This is a genomic window from Marinobacter sp. M-5 (genome assembly GCF_032911545.1).
In the GTDB taxonomy this organism is placed as follows: Bacteria; Pseudomonadota; Gammaproteobacteria; order Pseudomonadales; family Oleiphilaceae; genus Marinobacter; species Marinobacter goseongensis.
Map to the genome: position 1 here is coordinate 600,998 of NZ_JAWJEK010000002.1, position 23,162 is coordinate 624,159.

Genomic DNA, 23,162 nt, shown 5'->3' on the forward strand with positions numbered 1-23,162 from the left:
CATTCACACTAGGGCCGGGGTAGGGCAGCGTCGGTACGCTAACGCACACAACAGAGTCCGGTTGTCGAAAACAGCGAACGCCTGCTATTCGGGCGCTGCAAGGTGGAGTAAACTCAATTGACCTAATCAGAACGCCAGTTTTGGAAGGCACATGTTGCAGGGCGTAGTTCAGGGGCCCTTACAAGGAGATACGATGGCCGACACACACGGATACCGGAACGCCGAGAGCCACGACCGGCTGCGGCGCAGCGCCAGGGACCTGATCGAGCACGGTGTGCCACCGCGCAATCACGGTGGTACCCTCAGTGTGGATGCCTTGCAGTTGCTGTACGAGCGCGCCAGCCAGCCCGACTCCGCGGCCGACGCCCTCAAGCTGCTGCACGAACTTCAGACCTATCAGGTGGAGCTGGATCTGCTGTACGAGCAGCTTCAGGCTAACGAACTGGAAATTGTGGAAGAGCTGGCCCATTACAAATCGCTTTATGAGCAGGCGCCCGCCGCCTATCTGATTGTCGCCACCGACGGTGAAATCATTGAAGGCAACCGGACCGCCGAGACCCTGTTCGGGGAGGCCGCCCTGCCACTGACCGGCAAGGCCCTGTCTGCGCTGCTGGCAGCAGGACAGGAGCAGCCGTTGGCAACCCTGCTCAGGCGCACCGGAGACGCTATGCCCGGCACAGAGGTGGCCGCTAACCTGTCCGTTGAACTCCCGGATCATCGTCCGCTGGTTATCAGCGCACGGCCTGCCGCTGCCGGCGACAGCATTCTGATGATTCTGAGCGAATTCCCGCCCCACTCCGCGACGTTCTGATGCGGATTGTTGGCATCGGCGCGTCTGCCGGGGGGCTGGTCGCGCTGGAGGACTTTTTTCGCCATACCGCCTGTGACACCGGTATGGCATTCCTCGTGGTCCAGCATCTGGACCCGACCCAGAAAGCGTTGTTACCGGAACTGCTGCAGCGCTGTACCGACATGCCGGTGTTCGAGGCCGAGCAGAACATGGCCATCCGTGCGGATTCCATCTACGTCATTCCACCGAACCGTGAGCTGCGGGTGCAGGACGACACCCTCAGGCTGGAGGAACCCGCGCAACCGCGAGGGCTTCGCCTGCCGATCAACGTGCTGTTTTCCTCGCTGGCCAGCGCCCAGAACGAGCGCGCCATTGCCGTGGTGCTCTCGGGCATGGGCTCCGATGGCACCCTGGGCCTGCAGGCCATCAAAGCCACCGGTGGGCTGTCGGTGGTGCAAACGCCAAGTTCGGCCCAGTTCGACGCCATGCCGAAAAGCGCCATCGCCGCAGGCTGTGCCGACATCGTGGCCCCCGCAGACGAGCTGCCGGCGCGCATTCTGGCCTACACCCGCCGGGTGCCTGAGCCGGGCGACAGCGCCACCCCCGCACCTCGGGCCACACTGAGCCACCTGGATCCGATCCTCAGCCTGCTGCTGCAACACACCCGGCACGATTTTTCCCTGTACAAGCCCACCACCCTGAATCGTCGGATAGAACGCCGCATGGCGATTCACGGTATTGCCGAGCTGAAGGGTTACATCCGCTTTCTGGAGGACAACGAGCAGGAGGTGGAGCTGTTGTTCCGGGAGTTACTGATCGGGGTGACCCAGTTTTTCCGGGATCAGGACACCTGGGCCTACCTGATCGAAACCGGCCTGCCGGAATTGCTTGCCAGCGTGCCCCGCGAGCACACCCTGCGCGCCTGGGTGGCGGGGTGCTCAACCGGGGAGGAGGCCTACTCTCTGGCGATGGCCTTCACCGAGGCGCTGGATCATACCGAACCCGGGCGGGAACTGAATCTGCAGATCTTTGCGTCCGACATCAGCCCGGATGCCATCACCGTGGCGCGGCGCGGACAGTACCCTCTCAGCATCCGGGACGTGGTGTCCGAGGAGCGACTGGCGCGCTTTTTCACCCGGCACGACAGCTACTACCAGATCAATCCGGGCATACGGGACAAGGTGCTGTTTGCCCGCCACGATGTCATCCTGGACCCACCGTTCACCAAGCTGGATCTGATCAGCTGCCGCAACCTGCTGATTTATTTCGATCTCAAGCTGCAGCGGCGGATTTTGCCGCTGTTTCACTACAGCCTGCGACCCAACGGTTTGCTGATGCTGGGCAGCTCCGAGACCGTGGGCCGGTTGAATCACCTGTTTGCGCCGCTGAAGCCGAAAATGCGGCTGTACCGCAGCAAACCCTATGAATCCGTACGGCACTCCGAGTTCCTGCTAAAATCGTTTCCGCCGTTGTCCACCCTGTTCAAGGAGCAACCCGTGCCCTCCAACCCGGTTCCGCCACAGGAAACCCTCAATAACCTGCAGTCCGCCGCGGACCATGTGTTGCTGCAGGTCTATTCACCGGCGGCGGTGGTGCTCAATGCCGATGCCGACATCGTGTACATCAGCGGGCGCACCGGCAAGTATCTGGAACCCGCTGCTGGCAAAGCCAACTGGAACATCCACGCCATGGCCCGCGAAGGGCTGCGTGGCCCGCTCTACACCGCCTTGAAGCAGGCAGTGGCGCAACCGGAACCGGTGGAGCTCAGCGGTGTGCTGGTAAAGACCGGCTCTGGCCTGCAGGCGGTGGATGTCACCATTCAGTCGTTTCGTGAGCCGGAGGCCATGAGCGGCATGACCATGGTGGTGTTCCGCGATGCACCGGGTCAGGTCAGCCGCCGCCATCGCAAGGCCGTCGCAGGCGGAGAGACCGATCACGCCGCGCAGCTGCAGCAATACGAGCGGGAAATCGACACCCTGCGGCAGCAGGCGAAAGAGTCCCGGGAGGAGTTGCAGGCTTCCAACGAAGAGCTTCAGTCCACCAATGAGGAGTTGCAGTCTGCCAACGAGGAGCTGACCACCTCGAAAGAGGAAATGCAGTCGATGAACGAAGAACTGCAAACCATCAATACCGAGCTGCAGACCAAACTGGATGATCTGGCCCTGGCCCAGAGCGATATGCAGAATGTGCTCAACAGTATCGAGATTGCGGTGCTGTTCCTCGATCTCGATCTCAACGTGCGGCGCTACACCGAGCGGGCATCAGCCATTGTCAGCCTGCGCAAAAGCGATATCGGCCGCCCGCTTATTGAGCTGGCCACCAGCCTGCACTATCCCGAGCTTCAGCAAGACGCACAGCACACCCTGGACACCCTGGCGGTGAACGAGAGACAGGTCTCCACCACCGACGACCGCTGGTTCGCAGTCCGCATCATACCGTACCGTCGGCTCGACAATGTGATCGACGGCGTGGTGGTCACGCTGGTGGATATTACCGACACCAAGAACCTGGAATCATCACTGCGGCAGCATTCCCCGTCCTAGTCCCTGCGGCGCAGGGGAACCCTGCCGCACGGACGAATCCGGGGGTTGAAACCACCAGCGCGGCAACAGGGCCCGGGTGGCGGGGCGCAGGAAGCGATCATCGATCAGCCAGATCACGCCCCGGTCCTCCGGAGTACGGATCACCCGCCCGGCGGCCTGAGCGACTTTCTGCAGGCCGGGAATCTGATAGGTGTAGTCGTAGCCGGCACCGAAACGCTGCTCCAGCCGCGCCTTCAGGATCTCATGCCAGGCATCAAAGGGCGGCAGACCAAGCGTCGCCACAAAAGCCCCGATCAGTTGCTCACCGGGCAGATCGATGCCTTCACTGAAAACCCCGCCCAACACCGCAAACGCCACACTGCCCTCGGGCTGCCGGAACCCCGCCAGGAATTCACGGCGTTGCTGGGCCGACATGCCCGGTTGCTGCGCCCGCTGGGGCACGTCCGGGGCGGCGGTGGCGAGTGCATCACTGACCTGACGGGCGTACTGGAAGCTGCTGAAAAACGCCAGATAATGCCCCGGCCGCTCGCGGAACTGGTGGGCGATCAGCGCAGCAATCGGCGCCAGCGAGGCCTCGCGGTGAGCCTGGCGGGTACTGATGCCCGGTGTGAACTGCACATGCAACTGGTCAGCAGTGAACGGGCTGGGCAGGGAGGTGAAGCGCGCATCCGGCGGCAGGCCGAGCAAATCGCGGTAATAGACACCGGGACTCAGGGTCGCCGAAAACAGCAGCACCGAGTGCGCCGCCGCAAACCGATCCCGCAGAAAATCCGCCGGGATCAGGTTCTGGATGGTGAGGCTGGCCCGACCCCGCCCGCGGCGGGTAAATTCGCACAGGGAATGATCTCCGAACACTTCCGCCAGCTTCATGAAGCCGACACTCTCGAACAGTATGTCCTGCAGCGCCAGATCCGGTGGATGCTCCGCCAGGTAATCGGACAGGCCAGAAACCATCGCCTGCAGCGCACCCACCAGCGACGCCGGCAAGGTATCCAGAAATACCGGGGCGTTGTCATCCCGCGGGTGGTCACGGATCAGGCTCTGCCAGGCCCGGGCGGTGCGGTCGATGGCCGGCTTCAGCGCTTTGGGGGCGGTCTTTTTCACGCGCAACAGCCGTTGCTGGTCGAGTCGCACCGAGTACATGCCGCGGCCGCGGTCGACCAGATTGTGGGCCTCGTCCACCAGCACGCTGGCTTTCCAGTTGTTCTGCCTGATCAGTCCGTGGAGCAGGGCAGACTGATCGAGCAACCGGTTGACGTCGCCTACCACCATATCGCTCCAGCGCGCCATTTCCTGAGCCAGAAAATAAGGGCAGATGTCGTGACCGGTGGCGATCTTCGCCAACGCCCCCTGATCGAGAGTGCCTTCGGTCTGTGCCGCCTCGGCGCGGGCATCGGGCAGCCGGTCAAAAAAGCCTTTCGCCAACGGGCAGGAGTCACCATGGCAGGCTGTGTCCGGGTGCTCGCAGGCGTCGTCTTTCGACACCAGTTCCAGGGTACGCAACGGCCACCGGGACACCGCCTGCGCCGCCTGCAAACGGGCGACGCCCTCCATCGCGAGGCTGCGTGCTGTATTGCGGCAGGTGAGGTAAAACAGCCGGTCCTGCCCGGCCGCCGGCATCGCCTTCAACGCCGGGAACAGGGTACCCAGGGTTTTGCCCAGACCCGTGGGCGCCTCCAGCAACAGCGTGGCGGACTTTACCGAGTTCTTGTACACCGTCTCCGCCAGCTGGCGTTGGCGGGGGCGAAACGCCGGAAACGGAAACCTCAGCTGCAAGAGCAGGGCGTCCCGCTGTTCCCGATGGTGCGCTTCCTGCTCGGCCCAGGCCCGATACTGACCGCACAGCCCCTCTAGTTCCTGCCACAGTTCGTCGGCGCCGGCGGTTTCCACCACCGGGGTTTCTTTGTCCTTGCCGGTGTCGTAGTAGATCAGCGCCAGTTCCACGGTGTTGCGATCTTCCTGCCGGCACAGCAGGGCCCCATAGGCCCGCAACTGGGCGCGATGGAGCGCCCGCTGATGTTGCCGAATGCGTGACAGGTCACCGCGGTGGGTCTTGATTTCCTCCAGCCGGCCACGATGGGGGTTGTAGACATCGGCACGCCCTGTCAGTCTCAACCCCAGACATTCTCCGGTCAGTAAATACTCGCTTTTGTAGCCGTAACCACGGCGGGACTGAATCGCCTGATGGCCGGCAATGCCCTCCTCGGCGCTGGGCGCCGGGGTATAGCGGAAGTCCAGATCGCCCTTGCGGGCGGCGAACTCGCAGAGGGTGCGGACGGCGACCGTCAGCGTCATGCCGGGGCCTCACCGTCGTGCCAGCGCACGTAACAGACCCGGGCCGGGATACCCTCAGCGGCAAAGAACTCGAGCCAGCGGATCTGGTGATCCTGGAGGCGGTCCCCAGGCCCCTTCACCTCAATCATCTCATAGCAGGCCTCGCCCTCCGGCCGGTTCGGAAAGAACTGGATCAGATCCGGCAAGCCACTGCGATGCTCTCGGAGATTGCCCATCAACCTGCGGAAAATCCGGTCCAGGTCACTGGCCGGCAAGCAACGCAATGCCATGTCCAGCAACTCCTGTTGAATCACCGGCCAGACCACAAACGGATTGGTGATGCCTTGCTTGGCCGCAAAATTGCGGCGAATCACGGACCCATGATTGCCGTGCCTCAGCAGATCCAGACAGGCGTCAAACGCCGCGGCGCGCCGGGCGATGAAATCCTCTCCGGTCAGGTCTGCCGGACCCACATGAAACGGGTGAAAGAACGCTCCCGGCAACGGCTGATAGATGGCGTCCCAGCACAGCAGGCCAAACAAAGCGTTGATCAGCGTATTCTCGACGTAATACACCGGAGCGTCGTCTTGCCAGAGTTGCTGTTTGACCGCGTACTCGACAGAGCCTGTCTGGGGTTTTGGCAGAATCAATGTGTGGGCGGCAATAGCAGCGGCCGCGGGTGCCTGCGGCGCAGGGTGACCCACTTTGGGACCCAACCGTTTGAGGAGGCGGGTCAGGCCCTGCATCTCGGCATCGCTCAACGCCTGCTGCTGCCAGCGTTGCGCAATGATCCAGGCCTCGTCAAACCGCTTCAGTCGCTCCAACAGGCGCAGGCGTTTGAGGCTGGCCTCCCGGTGACCGCTGGCCGCAAACGCCTGCAACGCCAGATCTCGATCCCCGCTGCGCTCCGCCACGCGTCCCAACTCGAGCAGCAGCCGGTCGCGACGGCGGCTCAGCCAGCGGTTATCCGACGGCGGCGGCACCGCTGCCCAGACGTCACCGAGGGCCACGCCGTCATCGAGGCGCTGGCGACACTGGTCCATGGCCAGATACAGATCGACTTCCTCCCGGCTCGCAAAGGCTCGGGAGTCGGGCGTGAAGCGCACGGTTTCATAGCGCTGATGGCCCAACTCAACCAATACAAAGTCAGACCAGCTCTGGCGCAGGTTACCGAAAAACATCAGCCTTATTCTGTCGAACAGTGCCATGCAGTCAAGACGCACCACCGGGGCAGGGCCGCCCAGCCACTCGAGCACCGATCGGGGCGCGTGGTAAACCGTCTGCAGTCGGTCAAGCATCTGGCCTTTAGGCAGGGTTCTGGGAAAACCCAGGGCAGCCAGGGTGTCGGCGAATACCGGACGCAGTTCGGCCAGCGTGAACAGCCGGAATAACTCCGGAAGCGATACCGTTGGCGCGGGATCCAGCCATTCGGTCTGGACAAGGTGATCAATCACCCGGTGCTCGCCCCCCTCAACCTCGGGGTAACGCAGCTTGTCGACCCGGAACAGGTCGCCGGTACGCATGATCATGCGCGTCAGAAGCGCGCGAGCTGGTGTGGGCAAGGCCCGGAAGTCGGCCAGTCGCTGGCGCTCCGGCGCCGTCAGCAAATCGCCGTGGTAAACCGTCACCCACTCGACCACGGTTTCAATGTTTTCGAGATAGTACAACGGGTTTTCCAGACCGGCACTCGCAGGCCGTGCATCCGTCGGTGTACGTGCGGGCATAGTGGGGATTATCGCATCGCCTGATGACTCATGGGTCGCGAAATGGTCGCACATAATCCGTGATCTGTCCCCCGGTACTCAGACTGCATGCAGGAAAGAAATGTCGAGGCGCCAATAGCTCCGCCCGACCGGTTCGGTCGTATCTCAATCTGACACACACCAGACCAAGGCCTGAACCGTCCTATGACCGCTCCCATCCTGATTACCGGCGCCGGCCAGCGCATCGGCCTCGCGTTCGCCCGGGCCTGCCTTGCGCAGGGCCAACCGGTGATTGTGACCTATCGAACCTATCGCCCCGCGGTGGATGCCCTGCAGAAAGCCGGAGCCCAGTGCCTGCACGCCGATTTTTCGACCAAGGAAGGGGTAAATGCGTTTATCAACACCTTGCGGCAGACAACCGACCGGTTGCGGGCGATTGTTCACAATGCCTCGGACTGGATGCCAGAGCGGCCGGACACCGATCCGAGCGACATCATGCAAGCCATGATGCAGGTGCATGTTATGGCGCCATACTGCATCAATCTGGCGTGCCGGGATCTGCTTGAGCAGGGCGACACCACCACCGACATCATTCACATGACCGACTACGTGGTGGAAAAGGGCAGTGCAAAGCACATTGCCTACGCCGCCAGCAAGGCAGCACTGGCGAACCTGACGCTTTCCTTCTCACGCCTGCTGGCACCCGGGATTAAAGTGAACAGTGTGGCGCCATCGCTGATCCTGTTTAACGACGGTGACAACGAAGAATATCGCAAGAAAACCCTGAAAAAGTCCCTGATGGCTATCGAGCCGGGGGTGGATGCCGCGGTGCAGACACTCAATTTTCTGTTGAGCAATCCCTACATCACCGGCCGAACCATTCCACTGGACGGAGGGCGTCATCTTGTCTGATGCTGCAGCGAGCGTCAGATTCCGGTTTCCGCCGGCTGCAACCGGACGCCGGCGATTTTCCACTCGCCCTCAATCAGCACCATGTTGTAATAAGCGTCCCAGCGTCCACCTTCCGGTCCCTGCAACCTGACCGCCTGAATCTCGAACGTGCCGTGGGGCACACGCTCGGCGAACTCGATGGCGGTGGCACTGTGCACGGCGGGATAGGCCTCACGCACCATGTCCAGGAACACCTGTGAGGAACCGAAACGGCGCTTGATCCCTTCCGAGGCATGGGCCCAGGCCTGCTCGCTGTCTTCATTGGCGAACGCTTCGATCTGGCTGAGGATGGCTTCCCGGATGTCGGCTTCCTTATCGCCGGCGAGGGACTGGGATGACCAGATCAGCGCGACCATCAGGCCACCGAGTAATATCGGTATCGCCCTGGTGCGGAGACGGATGGCGTTGCGGTCCATAGTGTTACCCCTTCATTGTTTATATTTTAATCAATACGGATGCCGACGTACCACGGATTCTTTCCACGCTCTTTCCCTGGTCGCTTCAGGACCGTCGCCCCTCGGGCCAGATCAGCTCCATCAGCGCCTGCCGGGTGGGGTCAGGAAAGGCAACCGCATTGTCCGCACGGGCAATGGCGAGCACTTCTCCCAATGTCCGGAACAGTCCGATGTGCTCATGGATGCAGCGGGGAATGGCCTGATCCCGCAGGTAAGCCAGGTACCGGTTCAGGTTGTCCGGGTCCGAGCGCCAGTGATCGTCGAAGGCGTGCCGGAACAGGGCTCGCGTGGCCAGCGCCCGCCACTCGTCCCGATAACCGCTCTCCAGCCGTTCCGGATAGACATAGAGGTCCCTGATTTCCTGATCGATCTTTACGGCCTCCCGGTCCGGGGGGAACATCAGTCGTACCGCCAGCAGGTCGTAGGGATCAGCCAAATGCTCATCCACCGCCTGCCTGACCAATTCAATCCTGCTCATAGTTGCTCGTTTATTGACCTGTTTTCACCGTGATTCCGTAACTCTCTTTACGACAACAAACGCGCGGGAGACTTCCGATGCACATGGACACTGGCCAACTGAAAACCCACAAACACGACACCATCTCGCTGTTGGAAATCGTCTCGATGGAAGGCCGCTACTACATGGCCCGTTTCTATCTGGACGGCGAAGGCTACGTTCTGACCGATCCCTACGACAAACCGGTGATGTTTACCGGTGCCTGCGCGGTGCGGGACTATTTTCACGGCTACCGCGTTGAGCACACCGAAGTGATCCCGCCCACCGGCACCGACGAAATGATCGGCATGCCGGACAGCAGTTCGGAAACCATGCGGGTCCCGCTCTAGCACCGACTGTACTGCCTTCCCCCGGACTTGCACCGGATCCACCGCGGCGACACCCTGTGTCGCCGCAGTACACCACACTGGCCATAACTTTCCTGTAATCAGACATTGCTGGGTGTCTGCATCTGGGGTCACATGCGGTAACCTGTGACCTCAGGCACGAACCGAACACCCGACAAGGAAACCCATGGCCGCTTCGTCCACCCCTGCACCCGCCGCCATTGAGGCCGGCTTCCACGCCATTCACGCCAACCACCTGGAAGATCTGCGCCGGGCGGTGGTGTACATCTGCCGCCAGAACCCGATGCCACCGCTGCAGAGCGAAACCTTTCTGGTGCAGAGCAACGGCATCGCCCAGTGGCTGAAGCTGGCGCTGGCGGAGACGCGCACCGAGGATGGCGTGGAAGGCGGACTGGGCATTGCCGCCGGCATGGACTTCCTGTTTCCGGCACGGTTTATCTGGCAGGCCTACCGTGCGGTGCTGCCCGACGGCGAAGTACCGGAGCAGTCCCCCTTCGACAAACGCCGGCTGGTATGGCGACTGTATCGCTTGTTGCCGACGCTGGTCGGGCAGCATGAGGCGTTCACGCCCTTGGCGCGGTTTCTGGATGGCAGCGATACCGATCTGCGCAACTTCCAGCTGGCGGAAAAAGTCGCCGATCTGTTTGACCAGTATCAGGTGTTCCGCGCCGACTGGTTAGCGGCCTGGGAACAGGGCAGGGACGTGACCATCACCGCCCGCGGCGAGAACAAAGCGCTGGATCCGGAAACCCGCTGGCAGCCCCTGCTCTGGCGTAAACTGGTGGCCGACGTGGGCGAGGCCGCCGATACCAGCCGGTCGCAAATTCACACCCGTTTCATGGCGCAGGGCCAGCGTATCAGCACGCCGGCCAATCCGGCGCGGCTGCCGCAACGCATCGTGGTGTTCGGGGTGTCGTCGTTGCCGCGGCAGGCCCTGGAAGCCCTATACGTGCTCAGCCGCTTCAGCCAGGTGGTGCTCTGTGTTCACAATCCCTGCCACTACTACTGGGCCGACATCATCAGCGACCGCGAACTGCTCAAGGCCGAGCGCAAGCGGGGCGCAGTCCATCCGGTGTTGTCGCGGATCGATGATCCGGACCAGCTGCACCAGCACGCCAACCCGCTGCTGGCGGCCTGGGGCAAACAGGGCCGCGACTACATCCGCCTGCTGGATGAGTTCGACAACCCGGATGACTACCGCGCCAGTTTCCAGACCCCGGGCCAGAAGATCGACATCTTTACGGATCACGGCGACCCGCAATCCCCCTGCCTTCTGCACCAGCTGCAGAACGACATTCACAACCTGACGCCGCTGCAGGAGATCCGCGCGCAGCAGCGCCAGCTGGATCCGCGCCACGACCACTCCCTGGTGTTCCACGACGCCCACGGCCCGCAGCGGGAAGTGGAGATCCTGCACGACCAGCTGCTGGCCGCGTTCAACGCCGACCCCGAGCTGCGGCCGCGGGACGTCATCGTTATGGTGCCGGACATCAATATCTATGCGCCCCATATCCAGGCGGTGTTCGGCCTTCATGCCGCCGGCAACAAACGCCACATTCCGTTCACCATTTCCGACCAGGGCCAGCGTCACCACGAGCCGGTGCTGATTGCTCTGGAAACCCTGATGTCGCTGCCCCGCAGCCGCTTCGCCGTGAGCGAGATCCTCAGCCTGCTGGAAGTGCCCGGCATCCGCGACCGCTTCGGCATTCGCGAGGATGAGATTCCGCAGGCCCGGCGCTGGGTGGAGGGAGCGAATATCCGCTGGGGCCTGCACGGCCAGCACCGGGCCAGCCTCGATTTACCGGTGGAGCTGGACCGCAACACCTGGCAGTCCGGCCTGCGAGCCATGCTCCTCGGTTACGGCATGGGCACGGATGATCCCTGGGCAGGAGTGGAGCCCTACGGTGAAATCGGCGGCCTGCAAGCCGGCCTGGCCGGGCGCCTGAGTGAATTCGTGCACCAGCTGGAAGCCCTGTGGCAGGCACTGCAAAGCACCCGTACACCCGGTGACTGGGAAGCCCTGTTCTCCGCCATGCTCGGCCAGTTTTTCCACAAGGTTGAAGGCAGTGACCTGTTACTGCTCAATCGCTTCCGCCGCCAGCTGGAACAATGGCTGGAAGACGCCCACGCCGCCGGGCTGCACGCGCAGCCGCTGCCACTGAACATCGTCAAGGATGTGCTGCTGGATGGCCTCGACGAAGGCGGCCTGAACCAGCGTTTCCTGGCCGGCAAGGTCAACTTCGCCACGCTGATGCCGATGCGCGCCATTCCGTTTCGCCGGGTGTGCCTGCTGGGTATGAACGACGGCGACTACCCCCGCTCGCGGCCGCCGGTGGACTTTGACCTGATGGCCCAGGATGTTCGCCCGGGGGATCGCTCGCGCCGGGAAGACGACCGCTACCTGTTCCTGGAAGCGCTGCTGTCGGCGCGGGAGCAGCTGTACATCAGTTGGGTGGGCCGCAGCATTCGCGATGACTCCGAGCGCCCGCCTTCGGTGCTGGTAGGCCAGCTGCAGGACCATCTCGACAGCCTGTGGGCCGTAGCCGGCGCGCCCGGGGCATCCGCGACCCGGGCGCTGACCACCCGGCACCCGCTGCAACCGTTCAGCCGCGACTACTTTCCCCAGGCCAACGGCCTGGCGCCGGGCGAGCACAGCCCACCCCGGCCGCTGGCCGAGGTGTTGCAGGCCCGCAGCCTGTTCACCTACGAGCGAGAATGGCGCAGTGCCCATGGGGTGGACACTCTGGTGCAGGACCGGCAGACACTGCCATTCCAGAGCCCGGAGGAGCCCATCAGCCTGAACGATCTGGCCGGTTTCCTGAAAAAACCCATCGACACCTTCTACCAGCGTCGCCTGCAGGTACGCTTTGACGAGGTGGCAGACGACGACACCGACAACGAGAACTTCGACCTGAGCGGCCTTGACCGCTGGCGGCTGGACACCGAACTGGTTCAGCAAGCGCTGCTCAAGGCCGGCTCCGGGGAGGAGCTGGTCCAGCGCATGGAAAGTACCCTCGATCGCATGGCGCGGCGCGGCGACCTTGGCATGGGGGTGACCGAGCACCGGCTGCGCACCGAGCTTTCAGGGCGCTTGCCGGATCTGTTCGAACGCTATCAGAGCGCACTCGAAGACTGGCCGGAAGCCCTCTCCGAGCCTTTACCCTTTGACTACCGCTATGACAACACCATGGGCTCCATGGAGGTGGCGGAGCTCATCGACGGCCTGCGCAGCAATCGGGAGGGCCAGCTGTGCCGGCTGGTGGTGGCCAGTTCGAGCCTGCTCACCGGCGCCGGTTACAGCAGGAAGGTACGCTACGCCAACCTGATGCGGGACTGGCTGATTCACCTCGCCGGCCAGCTCAGCGGGCAGCCGTTTGAGACCCTGATCCTGGGCAAGGAAGAAGGGCGCCGCTTCCATTTTGCCGCGATGCCAGCGGAGCAGGCGCGGCCCCGCTTCGAGGCGATCCTGAGTCGCTGGATGGACGCCACCACCCGGGCCTTGCCGATTCACTGTGAGGCCGGCTTCGCCTGGATCTACAGTTTTTACCAGAGCAGGAAATTCGTTGGTGATCACGAGCGTGCCATCCGCGATGCGGAGCAGACCTACAGCAACGCCCTGGAGCGGGACACTGGCTACCTGCTTGGTGCCTTCGAAACCCCGGAGTTGCTGCTGGCCAGCGGCGAATTCGAGGCCTTGCTGCACGAACTCTATGTGCCACTGTGGGAAGCAGAGCAGGGCAAGTCCGCGGCCGAACAGATCGGGGGTGAGGCATGACTTACCGCAACCCCAACCTGGACCCGCTGGCACTGCCGCTGAACGGCAGTGCGCTGATTGAAGCCAGTGCCGGCACCGGCAAGACCTTCACCATCGCCATTCTGTATGTGCGTCTGGTGCTGGGTCACGGCCAGGCGAATGACAGCCCGCTGCACAACCTGCTGCCGCCCAATCTGCTGGTGGTGACCTTTACCGAGGCGGCCACCAAGGAACTGCGGGACCGCATCCGTACCCGGCTGACCCAGGCCGCCGAGGTGTTCTCGGACGCCGCCGAGAGCCTGGAGCCGTCCGCAGAAACCGCTCTGATCCACCGGCTACGGGATCACAGCTACCCGGACCCGGCCAGCTGGCCGGTCTGTCGCAAGCAGTTACTGCTGGCGGCAGAGTGGATGGACGAGGCGGCGGTGTCCACCATCCACGGCTTCTGCAATCGCATGCTCAGTGAACACGCCTTCGACAGCGGCAGCCTGTTCAAGCTTACCCTGGAGACCGACCAGAGCGAACTGCTGGACGACGTTGCCCGGGATTACTGGCGCACCTTTGTGTATCCACTGCCGGCGGCGCTGATGGACGAAGCCCTGAGCCACTGGAAAACCCCCGCGGATCTGCGCAAGGCGGTGCGCAACCTGATGGACGACCCGGACAGCCTCGGCACCCCGCCGGACAACGTGCAGCAGGCGATTGACCGGGTGGTGAACCAGCGTCTGGAACGCTCCCGCGCACTGAAAGCACAGCCCTGGGCTGACTGGCAGCACGACGTACTGGCGCTGCTGGACGACCTGCAGAAAGCCAGGCGGCTGCACGGTGGCAGCAAGAAAGCGATGGTTGCCAGCTGGGACATCCTGATCGCCTGGGCCGACTCCGATGAGCTGCTACCGCAGGGGCTCGACAAGGCCGGATTCAAGAACCAGACCCCCCACGGCCTCAACAACATCCTCAAAGGCGAGGACCCGGCGCCCCATCACCCGGCGTTCGACGCCATCAATGCGCTGCTGGATTTCAGCCTGAACCCGCCCAGTGCCAAGTCCGATATTCTGCGCCACGCCAGCCATTGGATGGCGGCCCGGCTGGAAACGGAGAAACAGCGGCGCTCGGAAATGGGCTTCGACGACCTGCTCACCCGACTCGACGACGCCTTGCACGGTCCCCGTGGCGACCAGCTGGCCGCCACCATCCGACGCCAGTTCCCGGTGGCACTGATTGATGAATTCCAGGATACCGACCCGGTGCAGTACCGCATCTTCGACCGCATCTACAACGTGGCGGGCAGTGATCCGGCCACCTGCCTGCTGATGATCGGTGACCCGAAACAGGCCATCTACGGCTTCCGCGGCGCGGACATCCACACCTACCTGCAGGCCCGCGTGGGCGTGCAGGAGCGCACCTGGACCCTGGGCACCAACTTCCGCTCTGCCGAGCCCATGGTCGAGGCCGTCAACCGGGTGTTCGAACACAGCGATCAGCACAGTAGCGACGGCGCGTTCCTGTTCGGCAAGGGCGACACCTCACCATTACCGTTCCAGGGCGTGGCGGCCAACGGCACCCGACGGCTCTGGTCGGTGAACGGCCAGGTGCAACCCAGTCTGACGTTCTGGACACTCGACTCCGATCGCGAATCGGATCACGAATCCGCAGGCAGCGGCAAACCGAAAGCCCTTGCCAAAGGCCACGCCACCGCCGAGGTGGCCGACAGCTGCGCCAGTGAGATCGCCCGCCTGCTGACCCTGGGGCAAAAACAGCAGGCCGGTTTTGCCCTGGCCGAGCAGCCCGATGACCTGCAAGCGGTTGCCCCGCAGGACATCGCTGTTCTGGTCAACAACCGCAACGAGGCCGCCGCCGTGCGCGACGCCCTGGCACGCCGGCGCATCAAGAGTGTGTATCTGTCTGACCGGGATTCCGTGCTGATCTCACGGGAAGCCCGGGAAATGCTGTGCTGGCTGCGGGCCTTTGCCGAGCCGCGCCAGCTGGCCTTCACCCGGGCGGCGCTGGCGACGCCGACACTCGGACAGAGCTGGCAGGCGCTGAATGCACTGCTCACCGATGAACTCGTGCTGGAGCGGGAAATCGAGCGTTTCATGGGCTACCAGCAGCAGTGGCAGAAACAGGGTGTGCTGCCGATGCTGCGCAGCTTCCTGATGGATTTCGAGGTGCCCGGGCGGTTGCTGCAACGGGCCGACGGTGAACGCCGGCTGACCGACATACTGCACATTGCCGAACTCTTGCAGCAGGACAGCCTGCAGCTGGACGGCGAACATGCCCTGGTCCACCACTACACCCAGATTCTGCGCGCGGCAGACGAAGAAGACGAACACCGCACCCTGCGCCTGGAAAGCGACGCCGGGCTGGTCAAGGTGATTACCGTGCACAAATCCAAGGGTCTGGAATACCCGCTGGTGTTCCTGCCCTTCGGTACCGCCTTTCGCGCCCAAAACGAAAAACAGGCCTTCGTACGCTACCACGATGGCCAGGGCCAACCGGTCACTGTGTTCGACCCGAGCCCGGAAGACGTCGCCCGGGCAGACCGGGAGCGCCTGGGCGAGGACATCCGCAAACTCTACGTCGCCCTGACTCGCGCGCGCTTCGCCACCTGGGTCGGCGCGGCGGCGCTCGAAGACTGGCAGCACAGTGGCCTGGGCTATCTGATCGGGGGTGACGGGCGCAATCGCATCACCGCCTGCCTGGACCAGCTGGCCGAAGGCCGGGCGACCATCGCCGTCACCCCTCTGCCGCAGGCGGAGGCGGCCCAGTACACGCCACCGGCTCCAGACGCCCTGGGGCCGGCGCTGCAATCCACCCGTGAGGCCAGGGAAGACTGGTGGATTGCCAGTTACTCCTCCATCGAATACAGCGGGCGCTCCGGCACCGGCATCGCCTTCAGCGGTGAGGTGGAAGACGCCCAGACCCAGAACCTGCTGGAAGAAAGCAGCCAGGGCAACGGCGAGGACGGCGACTCGGCCCCCACGCCGGACACCCGCAATCACCATCACTTTCCGAAAGGCGCCGGCCCCGGCACCTTCCTGCACGACTTGCTGGAGTGGTGCACCCAGCACGGCTTCCAGCGCATACTAGAGCACCCCGCCACGCTGCGGGAACAGCTCACCCGGCGCTGCAGCACCCGGGGCTGGAACGACTGGGTGGCACCGTTGCAACAGTGGCTGCTGGCGCTGATCGACCGCCCACTGCGGCTGGACCGGGCCGGCGACACCGCCGTCAGCCTGTCGGCCCTGACCACCCTGCGCCCGGAACTGGAGTTCTGGTTTGAAAGCCGGAACGTCAGTATCCGCACCCTCGACCGGCTGGTCACCCGACACACCCTGAACGGCGCCGACCGGCCACAGGTCGAGGAGAACCGCTTCAACGGCATGATCAAGGGCTTCATCGATCTGGTGTTCGAGCACCAGGGCCAGTACTACGTGCTCGACTACAAATCCAATACCCTCGGCGAGGATGACAGCGCCTACACCGACCAGGCCATGGGGGATGCCATTCTGGAGAAACGCTACGATCTGCAGTACGTGCTGTACCTGTTGGCACTGCACCGCTTGCTGAAAGCACGGTTGCCGGATTACGACTACGACCGCCACATCGGCGGCGCGGTGTACCTGTTCCTGCGCGGTGTTGACTCCGCCAGCGGCGGCGCCTTTACCGACAAACCGCCGCGAGTGCTGATGGAACAACTGGATGCACTGTTCGATGGCCACAGCGGGGAGGTGGCGCCATGAGCCGCAAGCACGGTGGGCACAGCGACCATCAGATCGCCCTGGACCTGGGCGACAACGCGGAACCGATGATGGATAGCCGCCCACTCTCCAGCCTGGACACGACCGAAGCCCTGCTGCTGCAGTGGCAACAGGCCGAATGGATTCGCCCGCTGGACCTGGCTTTTGCGCGGCTGATCCGCGAGCTGTCGGAGGAGCAGGGCGACCGTCCCCGCCCACTGGTGTTGCTGCTGGCGGCGCTGACCTCCCATCAGGTAGGGCGGGGCCACGTCTGCGTGGATCTGACCAGCCTGCTGGCGGATGCCGGCAACACCCTGTCACTGCCGCCGGAAGAACCGGTGCGCGATCTGCTCAGCGATACCGAGACGGCAGAGCTGAGCCGGCTGAAACCCGCTGACGTCCTGGCCCGTGTCAGCCTCTCGGACTGTGAGCTGGCCCTGGTCAGCTCTATGGCGGTAAGTGATGGCTCACTGACGACCCCGCTGGTGCTCAACGACAGCCGTCTCTATATGCGCCGTTTCTGGCGCTACGAGCAACGCATAGCCGACGGTATCCACCAGCGGCTGACGCACCCTTCGGCCCTGGCCGACCCCCAGTCGGGGCCGGCACGGACCCTGGCCACCGCCCTCGGTCAGCTGTTCCACGCCACCGACGCGGTGGATTACCAGAAGCTGGCTTGTGCCCTGGCCGCCCGCAATCGTTTCGCTGTCATCACCGGCGGACCCGGGACCGGTAAAACCACCACCGTGGTGAATCTGCTGGCCGCGCTGCAGGCGGTGGCCGGAGCAGCGCCGGAACGGGCAGGGCGCAAAGTGCGGATCCGGCTGGCGGCGCCTACCGGCAAGGCCGCGGCGCGCCTGAACGAATCCATTGGCGGTGCCGTCAGCCGCCTGCCACTGGCAGACCTGCCGGGCCGGGTGCAGCTGGCGGACATTCCCACCCGGGTCACCACCCTGCACCGTCTGCTCGGCAGCCGGCCGGACAGCCGTCGTTTCCGCCATCACCGGGACAATCCGCTGCCGGTGGATATCCTGGTGATCGACGAAGCCTCCATGGTGGATGTCGACCTGATGGCCTCGGTGTTCGACGCCCTGCCCGCCAGCGCCCAGCTGATTCTGCTGGGCGACAAGGACCAGCTGGCCTCGGTGGATGCCGGTGCCGTACTCGGCGAACTGTGCCAGCGTGCGCTTGCCGGCCATTACGTGCCGGACACCGCGCACTGGCTGACCGCCATCACCGGTGACCGGGTACCCGAAACCCTGATCGATCCCCACGGCCAGGCCATGGACCAGGCCGTTGCCATGCTGCGCAAGAGTTACCGCTTCCAGTCCGACAGCGGCATTCGCGCCCTGGCGGAAGCGGTCAACACCCGTTCGCTGGACACCGCCATGCTGCGACAGATCCGCGACGGCGTCTTCGACGATGTGATCTGGCTCAACGGCCACACCGCCAGGCCCGATGCCGAGGCCACCCTGGAGCGGATCTGCCAGCACGCCATCAGCGGCACCCCGGCCAGCTTCCGCAACGCCGGGCAGGGCCGGGTGGTGAACCGCGCTGAATTACCGCCACCGGTCGGCTATCGGCACTACCTTGAGCGCATGCAGAACCACCCGCTGACCCCGGACAGCCCCCGGGAAGACTGGGATGCCCTGGCGCTTGAGGTGCTCGAGGCGTTCAACGACTTCCAGGTTCTCTGCGCCCTGCGCAAGGGGCCCTGGGGTGTCGAGGGGCTGAACGAGCGCATTGCGCGGCACCTGCTGGCAGAACAGTGGATTCCACGAGCGGAAGGCTGGTACCCCGGGCGGCCGGTGCTGGTCACCGGCAACGACTACAACCTGGGGTTGATGAACGGGGATATCGGCATTGCCTTCAACGTGCCCTGGGACCGCAACGACTCCGGCACGCCCAAAGACACCTTGCGGGTGGCTTTCCCCAGCAGCGACAGTGCCGGTGGCATCCGCTGGATTTCCCCCAGCCGGCTGCAACAACTGGAGACGGTGTATGCCATGACCGTGCACAAATCCCAGGGATCGGAGTTCAACCACACCTGCCTGGTACTGCCGGATCGCCTCAGCCCGGTACTGACCAAGGAACTGGTCTACACCGGCGTTACCCGCGCCAGAAACTGGTTCAGCCTGATCACCGGCGACGCCCAGGTATTAAAAGACGGTGTGGCGCAGCAAGTAGTGCGGGCCTCTGGGCTGGCGCTACGGCTTGAAGAAGGCTGACACCCAGGCCTGATGCGACAGTAAGGGGAGGGGCCCTTCCAAAACACGCTCCTTCGGCACATCCATGTGACGCTCGGGCTCCGCCATCCCTGGCTCCGCACGGTTTTGGAAGGGCCCCTCCCCTTACTGTTCGCCACTCTGTTCGCCACTCCGATGCTGCTGCTCCCAAAGATGAGCGTAGTGGCCACCAGCGACCAACAACTCGTTGTGACTGCCGCTCTCGACAATGCGACCGCCGTCCATCACCAGAATGGTATTGGCATCACGGATGGTGGACAGCCGATGGGCGATGACCAGGGTAGTGCGCTGCTGGCTGACCTCCTTGAGTGCGCTGAGGATTGCCTGTTCCGACAGCGAATCCAGCGACGAGGTGGCCTCATCCAGAATCAGCAGCGGCGGGTTCTTAAGAATCACCCGGGCAATGGCCACCCGTTGTTTCTCGCCACCGGACAGTTTCAGGCCGCGCTCACCCACTCTGGTGTCGTAGCCGTCCGGCAGGCTGTGGATAAAGTCTTCCAGGTGCGCCAGGCGCGCGGCCCGATACACCTGTTCCTCGCTGGCCGCCGGATTGCCATAGGCCAGATTGCGGTACAGGGTGTCGTTGAACAGCACCGTGTCCTGGGGCACCACTCCGATGACTGAGCGCAGGCTGGCCTGGGTCACCTGGCGGATGTCCTGACCGTCAATGCGGATCGATCCCTGAGCCACGTCGTAAAAGCGGAACAGCAAGCGGGCGAGGGTGGATTTGCCGGCACCGCTGGCGCCCACCACCGCTACCGTGTGGCCAGCCGGTATGGAGAAATTCACATCCTGCAGGATCGGGCGGTCCGGTCGGTAGGCAAAGTGGATGTGGTCAAACTGCACCTCGGCCCTCTCCACAACCAGCGCCGTCGCCCCCGCCGCATCCTGAATCGCCGGCTCGTCGCCCAGCAGTTTGAACAACCGCTCCACATTCACCAGTGCCTGGCGGATCTCCCGGTAGACAAATCCGAGGGCATTGAGAGGAATAAACAGCTGCAGCAGGTAGGCATTGATCATGGTGAAGTCGCCCAGGGTGATTTCGCCACTGGCCACTTCGGCCACCGCCATGGCCATGATCACGATCATTGCCACACCGATAATCAGCGCCTGGCCGGCGTTCAGGGTGGCCAGTGACAGGCGGTTCTTCAGTCGCGCCTGTTCCCAGTCGTCCAGGTTCTGGTCGTACAACTGCGCTTCGTAACGTTCGTTATTGAAATATTTCACCGTCTCGTAGTTCAGCAGGCTGTCGATGGCCCTTGAATTGGACTGATTGTCACGGGCGTTGGCCTCCCGTACGAACTTGGTGCGCCACTCGGTGATTCTGATGGAAAACACCACGTAAACGACCACGGCCACCAGAATTGCCAGTACATAACCAACGTTGAACACCACCAGCAGGATACCGGCCACCATCAGGATTTCGAGGATCGTGGGCACGATGTTGAACAGCGTGAATCGCAGCAGAAAGCTGATGCCGTTGGTGCCGCGCTCGATATCCCGCGCCAGCCCCCCGGTTTTGCGGTCAAGGTGAAAGCCCAGCTCCCGCTGGTGCAAATGTTCGAAGATCCGCAGCGATACCCGCCGCATCGCCCGCTCCGCTACCCGCGCAAACACCGCATCCCGCAGTTCACTGAACAGGGTAGCGCCGAAGCGCAGCGAACCGTAACCGACCACCAGTACCAACGGTATCCACAGCAGCATGTCAGCACCGCGGTTCTGGTCGAGATAATCGACGATATACTTCAACGCAATAGGCGTGGCCACCGTCGCCAGTTTGGCCAGCACCAGCAGGGCCAGCGCCAGTGCCACCCGGCCGCGGAATTCCGCCAGGTAGGGCCACAGGCCGGAAATCACTTTCCAGTCGGGTTTGTGGTCGGCGGGGTAGTCGTTGTCGGCGTATGATTGCACGTCGTGTCCTTCAGTTACGGAGTAGTCGAGCGAGCTGTATGATAAGTCTTGTACGGAATCCCGATCGTATTGTTGCTGAAGTTTACAGCAGCCCACACCCAGGAGGCACACCATTAAAACCCGCCATCGCAAGGCCTTGAGACTGGTCGTCGAATTTATCAGCCCCTATCGGAGAGCCGTGGCCGGCGCTCTGGTCGCACTGGTGTTCACCGCTGGCATTACCCTGGGGCTTGGTCAGGGTTTACGCATACTGGTGGATCAGGGATTAGCCACCGAGTCACCGGAGAACCTGGCAAAGGCCATTGGGCTGTTTTTTGTGCTGGTGCTGGGGCTGGCGATAGGCTCCTTTACCCGCTTCTACCTGGTGTCATGGATCGGTGAGCGGGTGGTGGCAGACATTCGCAAGAAGGTGTTCAACCATCTGATTGATCTGCACCCCGGTTTTTTCGAACAGAACCGGGCGCTGGAGATTCAGTCGCGGTTTACCGCAGACACCACCGTGCTGCAATCGGTGATTGGCTCCACCGTGTCCATTGCCCTGCGCAACACGCTGATGCTGGTCGGTGGCCTGCTGCTGCTGTTCATCACCAACGCCAAGCTGGCCAGCATTATTCTGCTGGGCTTCCCGCTGGTGATCGCACCGATCCTGTTTTTTGGCCGGCGGGTGCGACAACTGTCGCGCCTGAGTCAGGACCGGGTGGCGGACGTCGGCAGCTACGTGGGCGAGAATCTGACCCAGATTAAAACCGTACAGGCCTTCAACCACCAGCCCCACGACCGGCGTTTTTTTGCCGAGGTCTCGGAAAAGGCCTTCGACATAGCCCGCGCACGTATTCGCCAGCGGGCCTGGCTCACTACACTGGCGATTACCCTGGTGATGGGGGCCGTCGGCATTGTGATCTGGATCGGCGGACTGGATGTCATCCATGGTCGCATCAGCCCCGGGGAGCTGGCGGCGTTCGTGTTCTACAGCCTGCTGGTCGGTATCGCGGCCGGTGCCATCAGTGAGGTGATCGGCGAATTGCAGCGGGCGGCGGGCTCGGCGGCCCGACTGTTCGAGTTGTTACAGACCGAAGCGGCGTTTGCCCGCAACAGCGGCAACACTGTGCTGCCGCAGCCAGTGCGGGGCGAGATCCGGCTGGAACAGCTGGGGTTCAGTTATCCCGGTCGTACACTGCAGCCCGCCCTGAGCGACCTGACACTCACGGTGAAAGCGGGGGAAACCCTGGCGCTTGTCGGACCGTCCGGCGCGGGTAAATCCACGCTGTTCGATTTGTTGCTGCATTTCTACCAGCCCGGTGAGGGTCGCATCCTGATAGATGGTCTGGACAGTGCCGGGCTGTCACTGGAATCCCTGCGACGGTGTTTTGCGCTGGTGCCGCAGAATCCCGCCCTGTTCCATGGCACGGTGGCGGACAACATTCGCTACGCCCGGCCGGAAGCCAGCCAGGCAGACGTGGAGCAGGCGGCACGGATTGCCCACGCCGATGAATTTATCCAGAGCCTGCCCGAGGGCTACGCCACCCGCCTTGGCGATGCCGGGCTGGGTCTGTCCGGAGGCCAGAAGCAACGCTTGGCCATTGCCCGGGCACTACTGGCGGATGCTCCGGTGCTGTTGCTGGACGAGGCCACCAGCGCCCTCGACGCAGAAAGCGAGAACCTTATCCAGCAGGCCATGCCGGCGCTGACCGCGGGACGCACCACGTTGGTGATCGCCCATCGTCTGGCGACGGTCAGAGACGCCGATCGCATCGCGGTACTGGATCAGGGCCGCCTGCTGGCGGTCGGTACCCATGACGAGCTGATGCGCAACAACGACCTCTATCAACGGCTGGCCAGACTGCAGTTTCGCGATCATGCCGCCTGACGGCGACCATAGTCGGTTTGTTTCCTGTCACCGTACTACTTACACTGGTAGGTGAAACTTTCGA

The 23,162-nt window shown here is 63.4% G+C and carries 13 protein-coding genes; 8 read left to right on the forward strand and 5 right to left on the reverse strand.

What is annotated here, in order from left to right:
- Positions 1-193: 193 nt before the first annotated feature.
- Together R0125_RS12080 and R0125_RS12085 are read left to right on the forward strand one after the other, a co-directional pair.
- A complete protein-coding gene (locus R0125_RS12080) occupies positions 194-811 on the forward strand; it encodes a PAS domain S-box protein (RefSeq protein ID WP_317238336.1) in 618 nt (205 codons plus the stop codon).
- Positions 811-3,333 carry a chemotaxis protein CheB gene (locus R0125_RS12085; RefSeq protein WP_317238337.1) on the forward strand — a complete coding sequence of 841 codons (2,523 nt, stop codon included), beginning with the start codon at positions 811-813 and terminating at the stop codon, positions 3,331-3,333. Before R0125_RS12080 ends, R0125_RS12085 begins: the two co-directional genes overlap by 1 nt.
- Here the strand turns inward: R0125_RS12085 and R0125_RS12090 are convergent.
- On the reverse strand, positions 3,307-5,628 hold the full coding sequence (locus tag R0125_RS12090; protein ID WP_317238338.1) for an ATP-dependent DNA helicase: 2,322 nt from the start codon (positions 5,626-5,628) through the stop codon (positions 3,307-3,309). The two genes, R0125_RS12085 and R0125_RS12090, sit on opposite strands and share 27 nt — an antisense overlap.
- Positions 5,625-7,331, reverse strand: a complete 1,707-nt coding sequence (locus R0125_RS12095; protein ID WP_317238339.1) for a VRR-NUC domain-containing protein — start codon at positions 7,329-7,331, stop codon at positions 5,625-5,627. The genes R0125_RS12090 and R0125_RS12095 overlap by 4 nt, the downstream gene beginning before the upstream one ends.
- A 183-nt stretch (positions 7,332-7,514) precedes the next feature.
- Between R0125_RS12095 and folM the strand changes: the two genes are divergently transcribed.
- Positions 7,515-8,222 (forward strand): dihydromonapterin reductase, encoded by a 708-nt coding sequence (folM, locus tag R0125_RS12100; RefSeq protein ID WP_317238340.1) that lies wholly within the window; start codon positions 7,515-7,517, stop codon positions 8,220-8,222.
- Between the two features lie 14 nt (positions 8,223-8,236).
- Here the strand turns inward: folM and R0125_RS12105 are convergent, their stop codons facing one another.
- Together R0125_RS12105 and R0125_RS12110 are read right to left on the reverse strand one after the other, a co-directional pair.
- Positions 8,237-8,677, reverse strand: coding sequence for a DUF4864 domain-containing protein (locus R0125_RS12105; RefSeq protein WP_317238341.1), 441 nt, complete (start codon positions 8,675-8,677; stop codon positions 8,237-8,239).
- An 85-nt stretch (positions 8,678-8,762) separates the two neighbouring features.
- Positions 8,763-9,194, reverse strand: coding sequence for a hypothetical protein (locus R0125_RS12110; RefSeq protein WP_248181815.1), 432 nt, complete (start codon positions 9,192-9,194; stop codon positions 8,763-8,765).
- 77 nt (positions 9,195-9,271) lie between these two features.
- On the opposite strand from R0125_RS12110, the gene R0125_RS12115 reads away from it, so the two are divergent.
- The 4 genes from R0125_RS12115 (at position 9,272) to recD (ending at position 19,302) form a co-directional block, all read left to right on the forward strand.
- Positions 9,272-9,562 carry a DUF6482 family protein gene (locus R0125_RS12115; protein ID WP_317238342.1) on the forward strand — a complete coding sequence of 97 codons (291 nt, stop codon included), beginning with the start codon at positions 9,272-9,274 and terminating at the stop codon, positions 9,560-9,562.
- Positions 9,563-9,746: 184 nt separating this feature from the next.
- On the forward strand, positions 9,747-13,355 hold the full coding sequence (recC, locus tag R0125_RS12120; protein WP_317238343.1) for an exodeoxyribonuclease V subunit gamma: 3,609 nt from the start codon (positions 9,747-9,749) through the stop codon (positions 13,353-13,355).
- Positions 13,352-17,077, forward strand: a complete 3,726-nt coding sequence (gene recB / locus R0125_RS12125; RefSeq protein ID WP_317238344.1) for an exodeoxyribonuclease V subunit beta — start codon at positions 13,352-13,354, stop codon at positions 17,075-17,077. The genes recC and recB overlap by 4 nt, the downstream gene beginning before the upstream one ends.
- Entirely contained in the window at positions 17,074-19,302 is a 2,229-nt protein-coding gene (gene recD, locus R0125_RS12130; RefSeq protein ID WP_317238345.1) for an exodeoxyribonuclease V subunit alpha, read from the forward strand. Before recB ends, recD begins: the two co-directional genes overlap by 4 nt.
- A gap of 123 nt (positions 19,303-19,425) precedes the next feature.
- On the opposite strand, the gene R0125_RS12135 is transcribed toward recD, so the two are convergent.
- Positions 19,426-21,231 carry an ABC transporter ATP-binding protein/permease gene (locus R0125_RS12135; protein ID WP_317238346.1) on the reverse strand — a complete coding sequence of 602 codons (1,806 nt, stop codon included), beginning with the start codon at positions 21,229-21,231 and terminating at the stop codon, positions 19,426-19,428.
- Between the two features lie 136 nt (positions 21,232-21,367).
- On the opposite strand from R0125_RS12135, the gene R0125_RS12140 reads away from it, so the two are divergent.
- A complete protein-coding gene (locus R0125_RS12140; RefSeq protein WP_317238347.1) occupies positions 21,368-23,098 on the forward strand; it encodes an ABC transporter transmembrane domain-containing protein in 1,731 nt (576 codons plus the stop codon).
- The last annotated feature ends 64 nt before the right edge of the window (positions 23,099-23,162 follow it).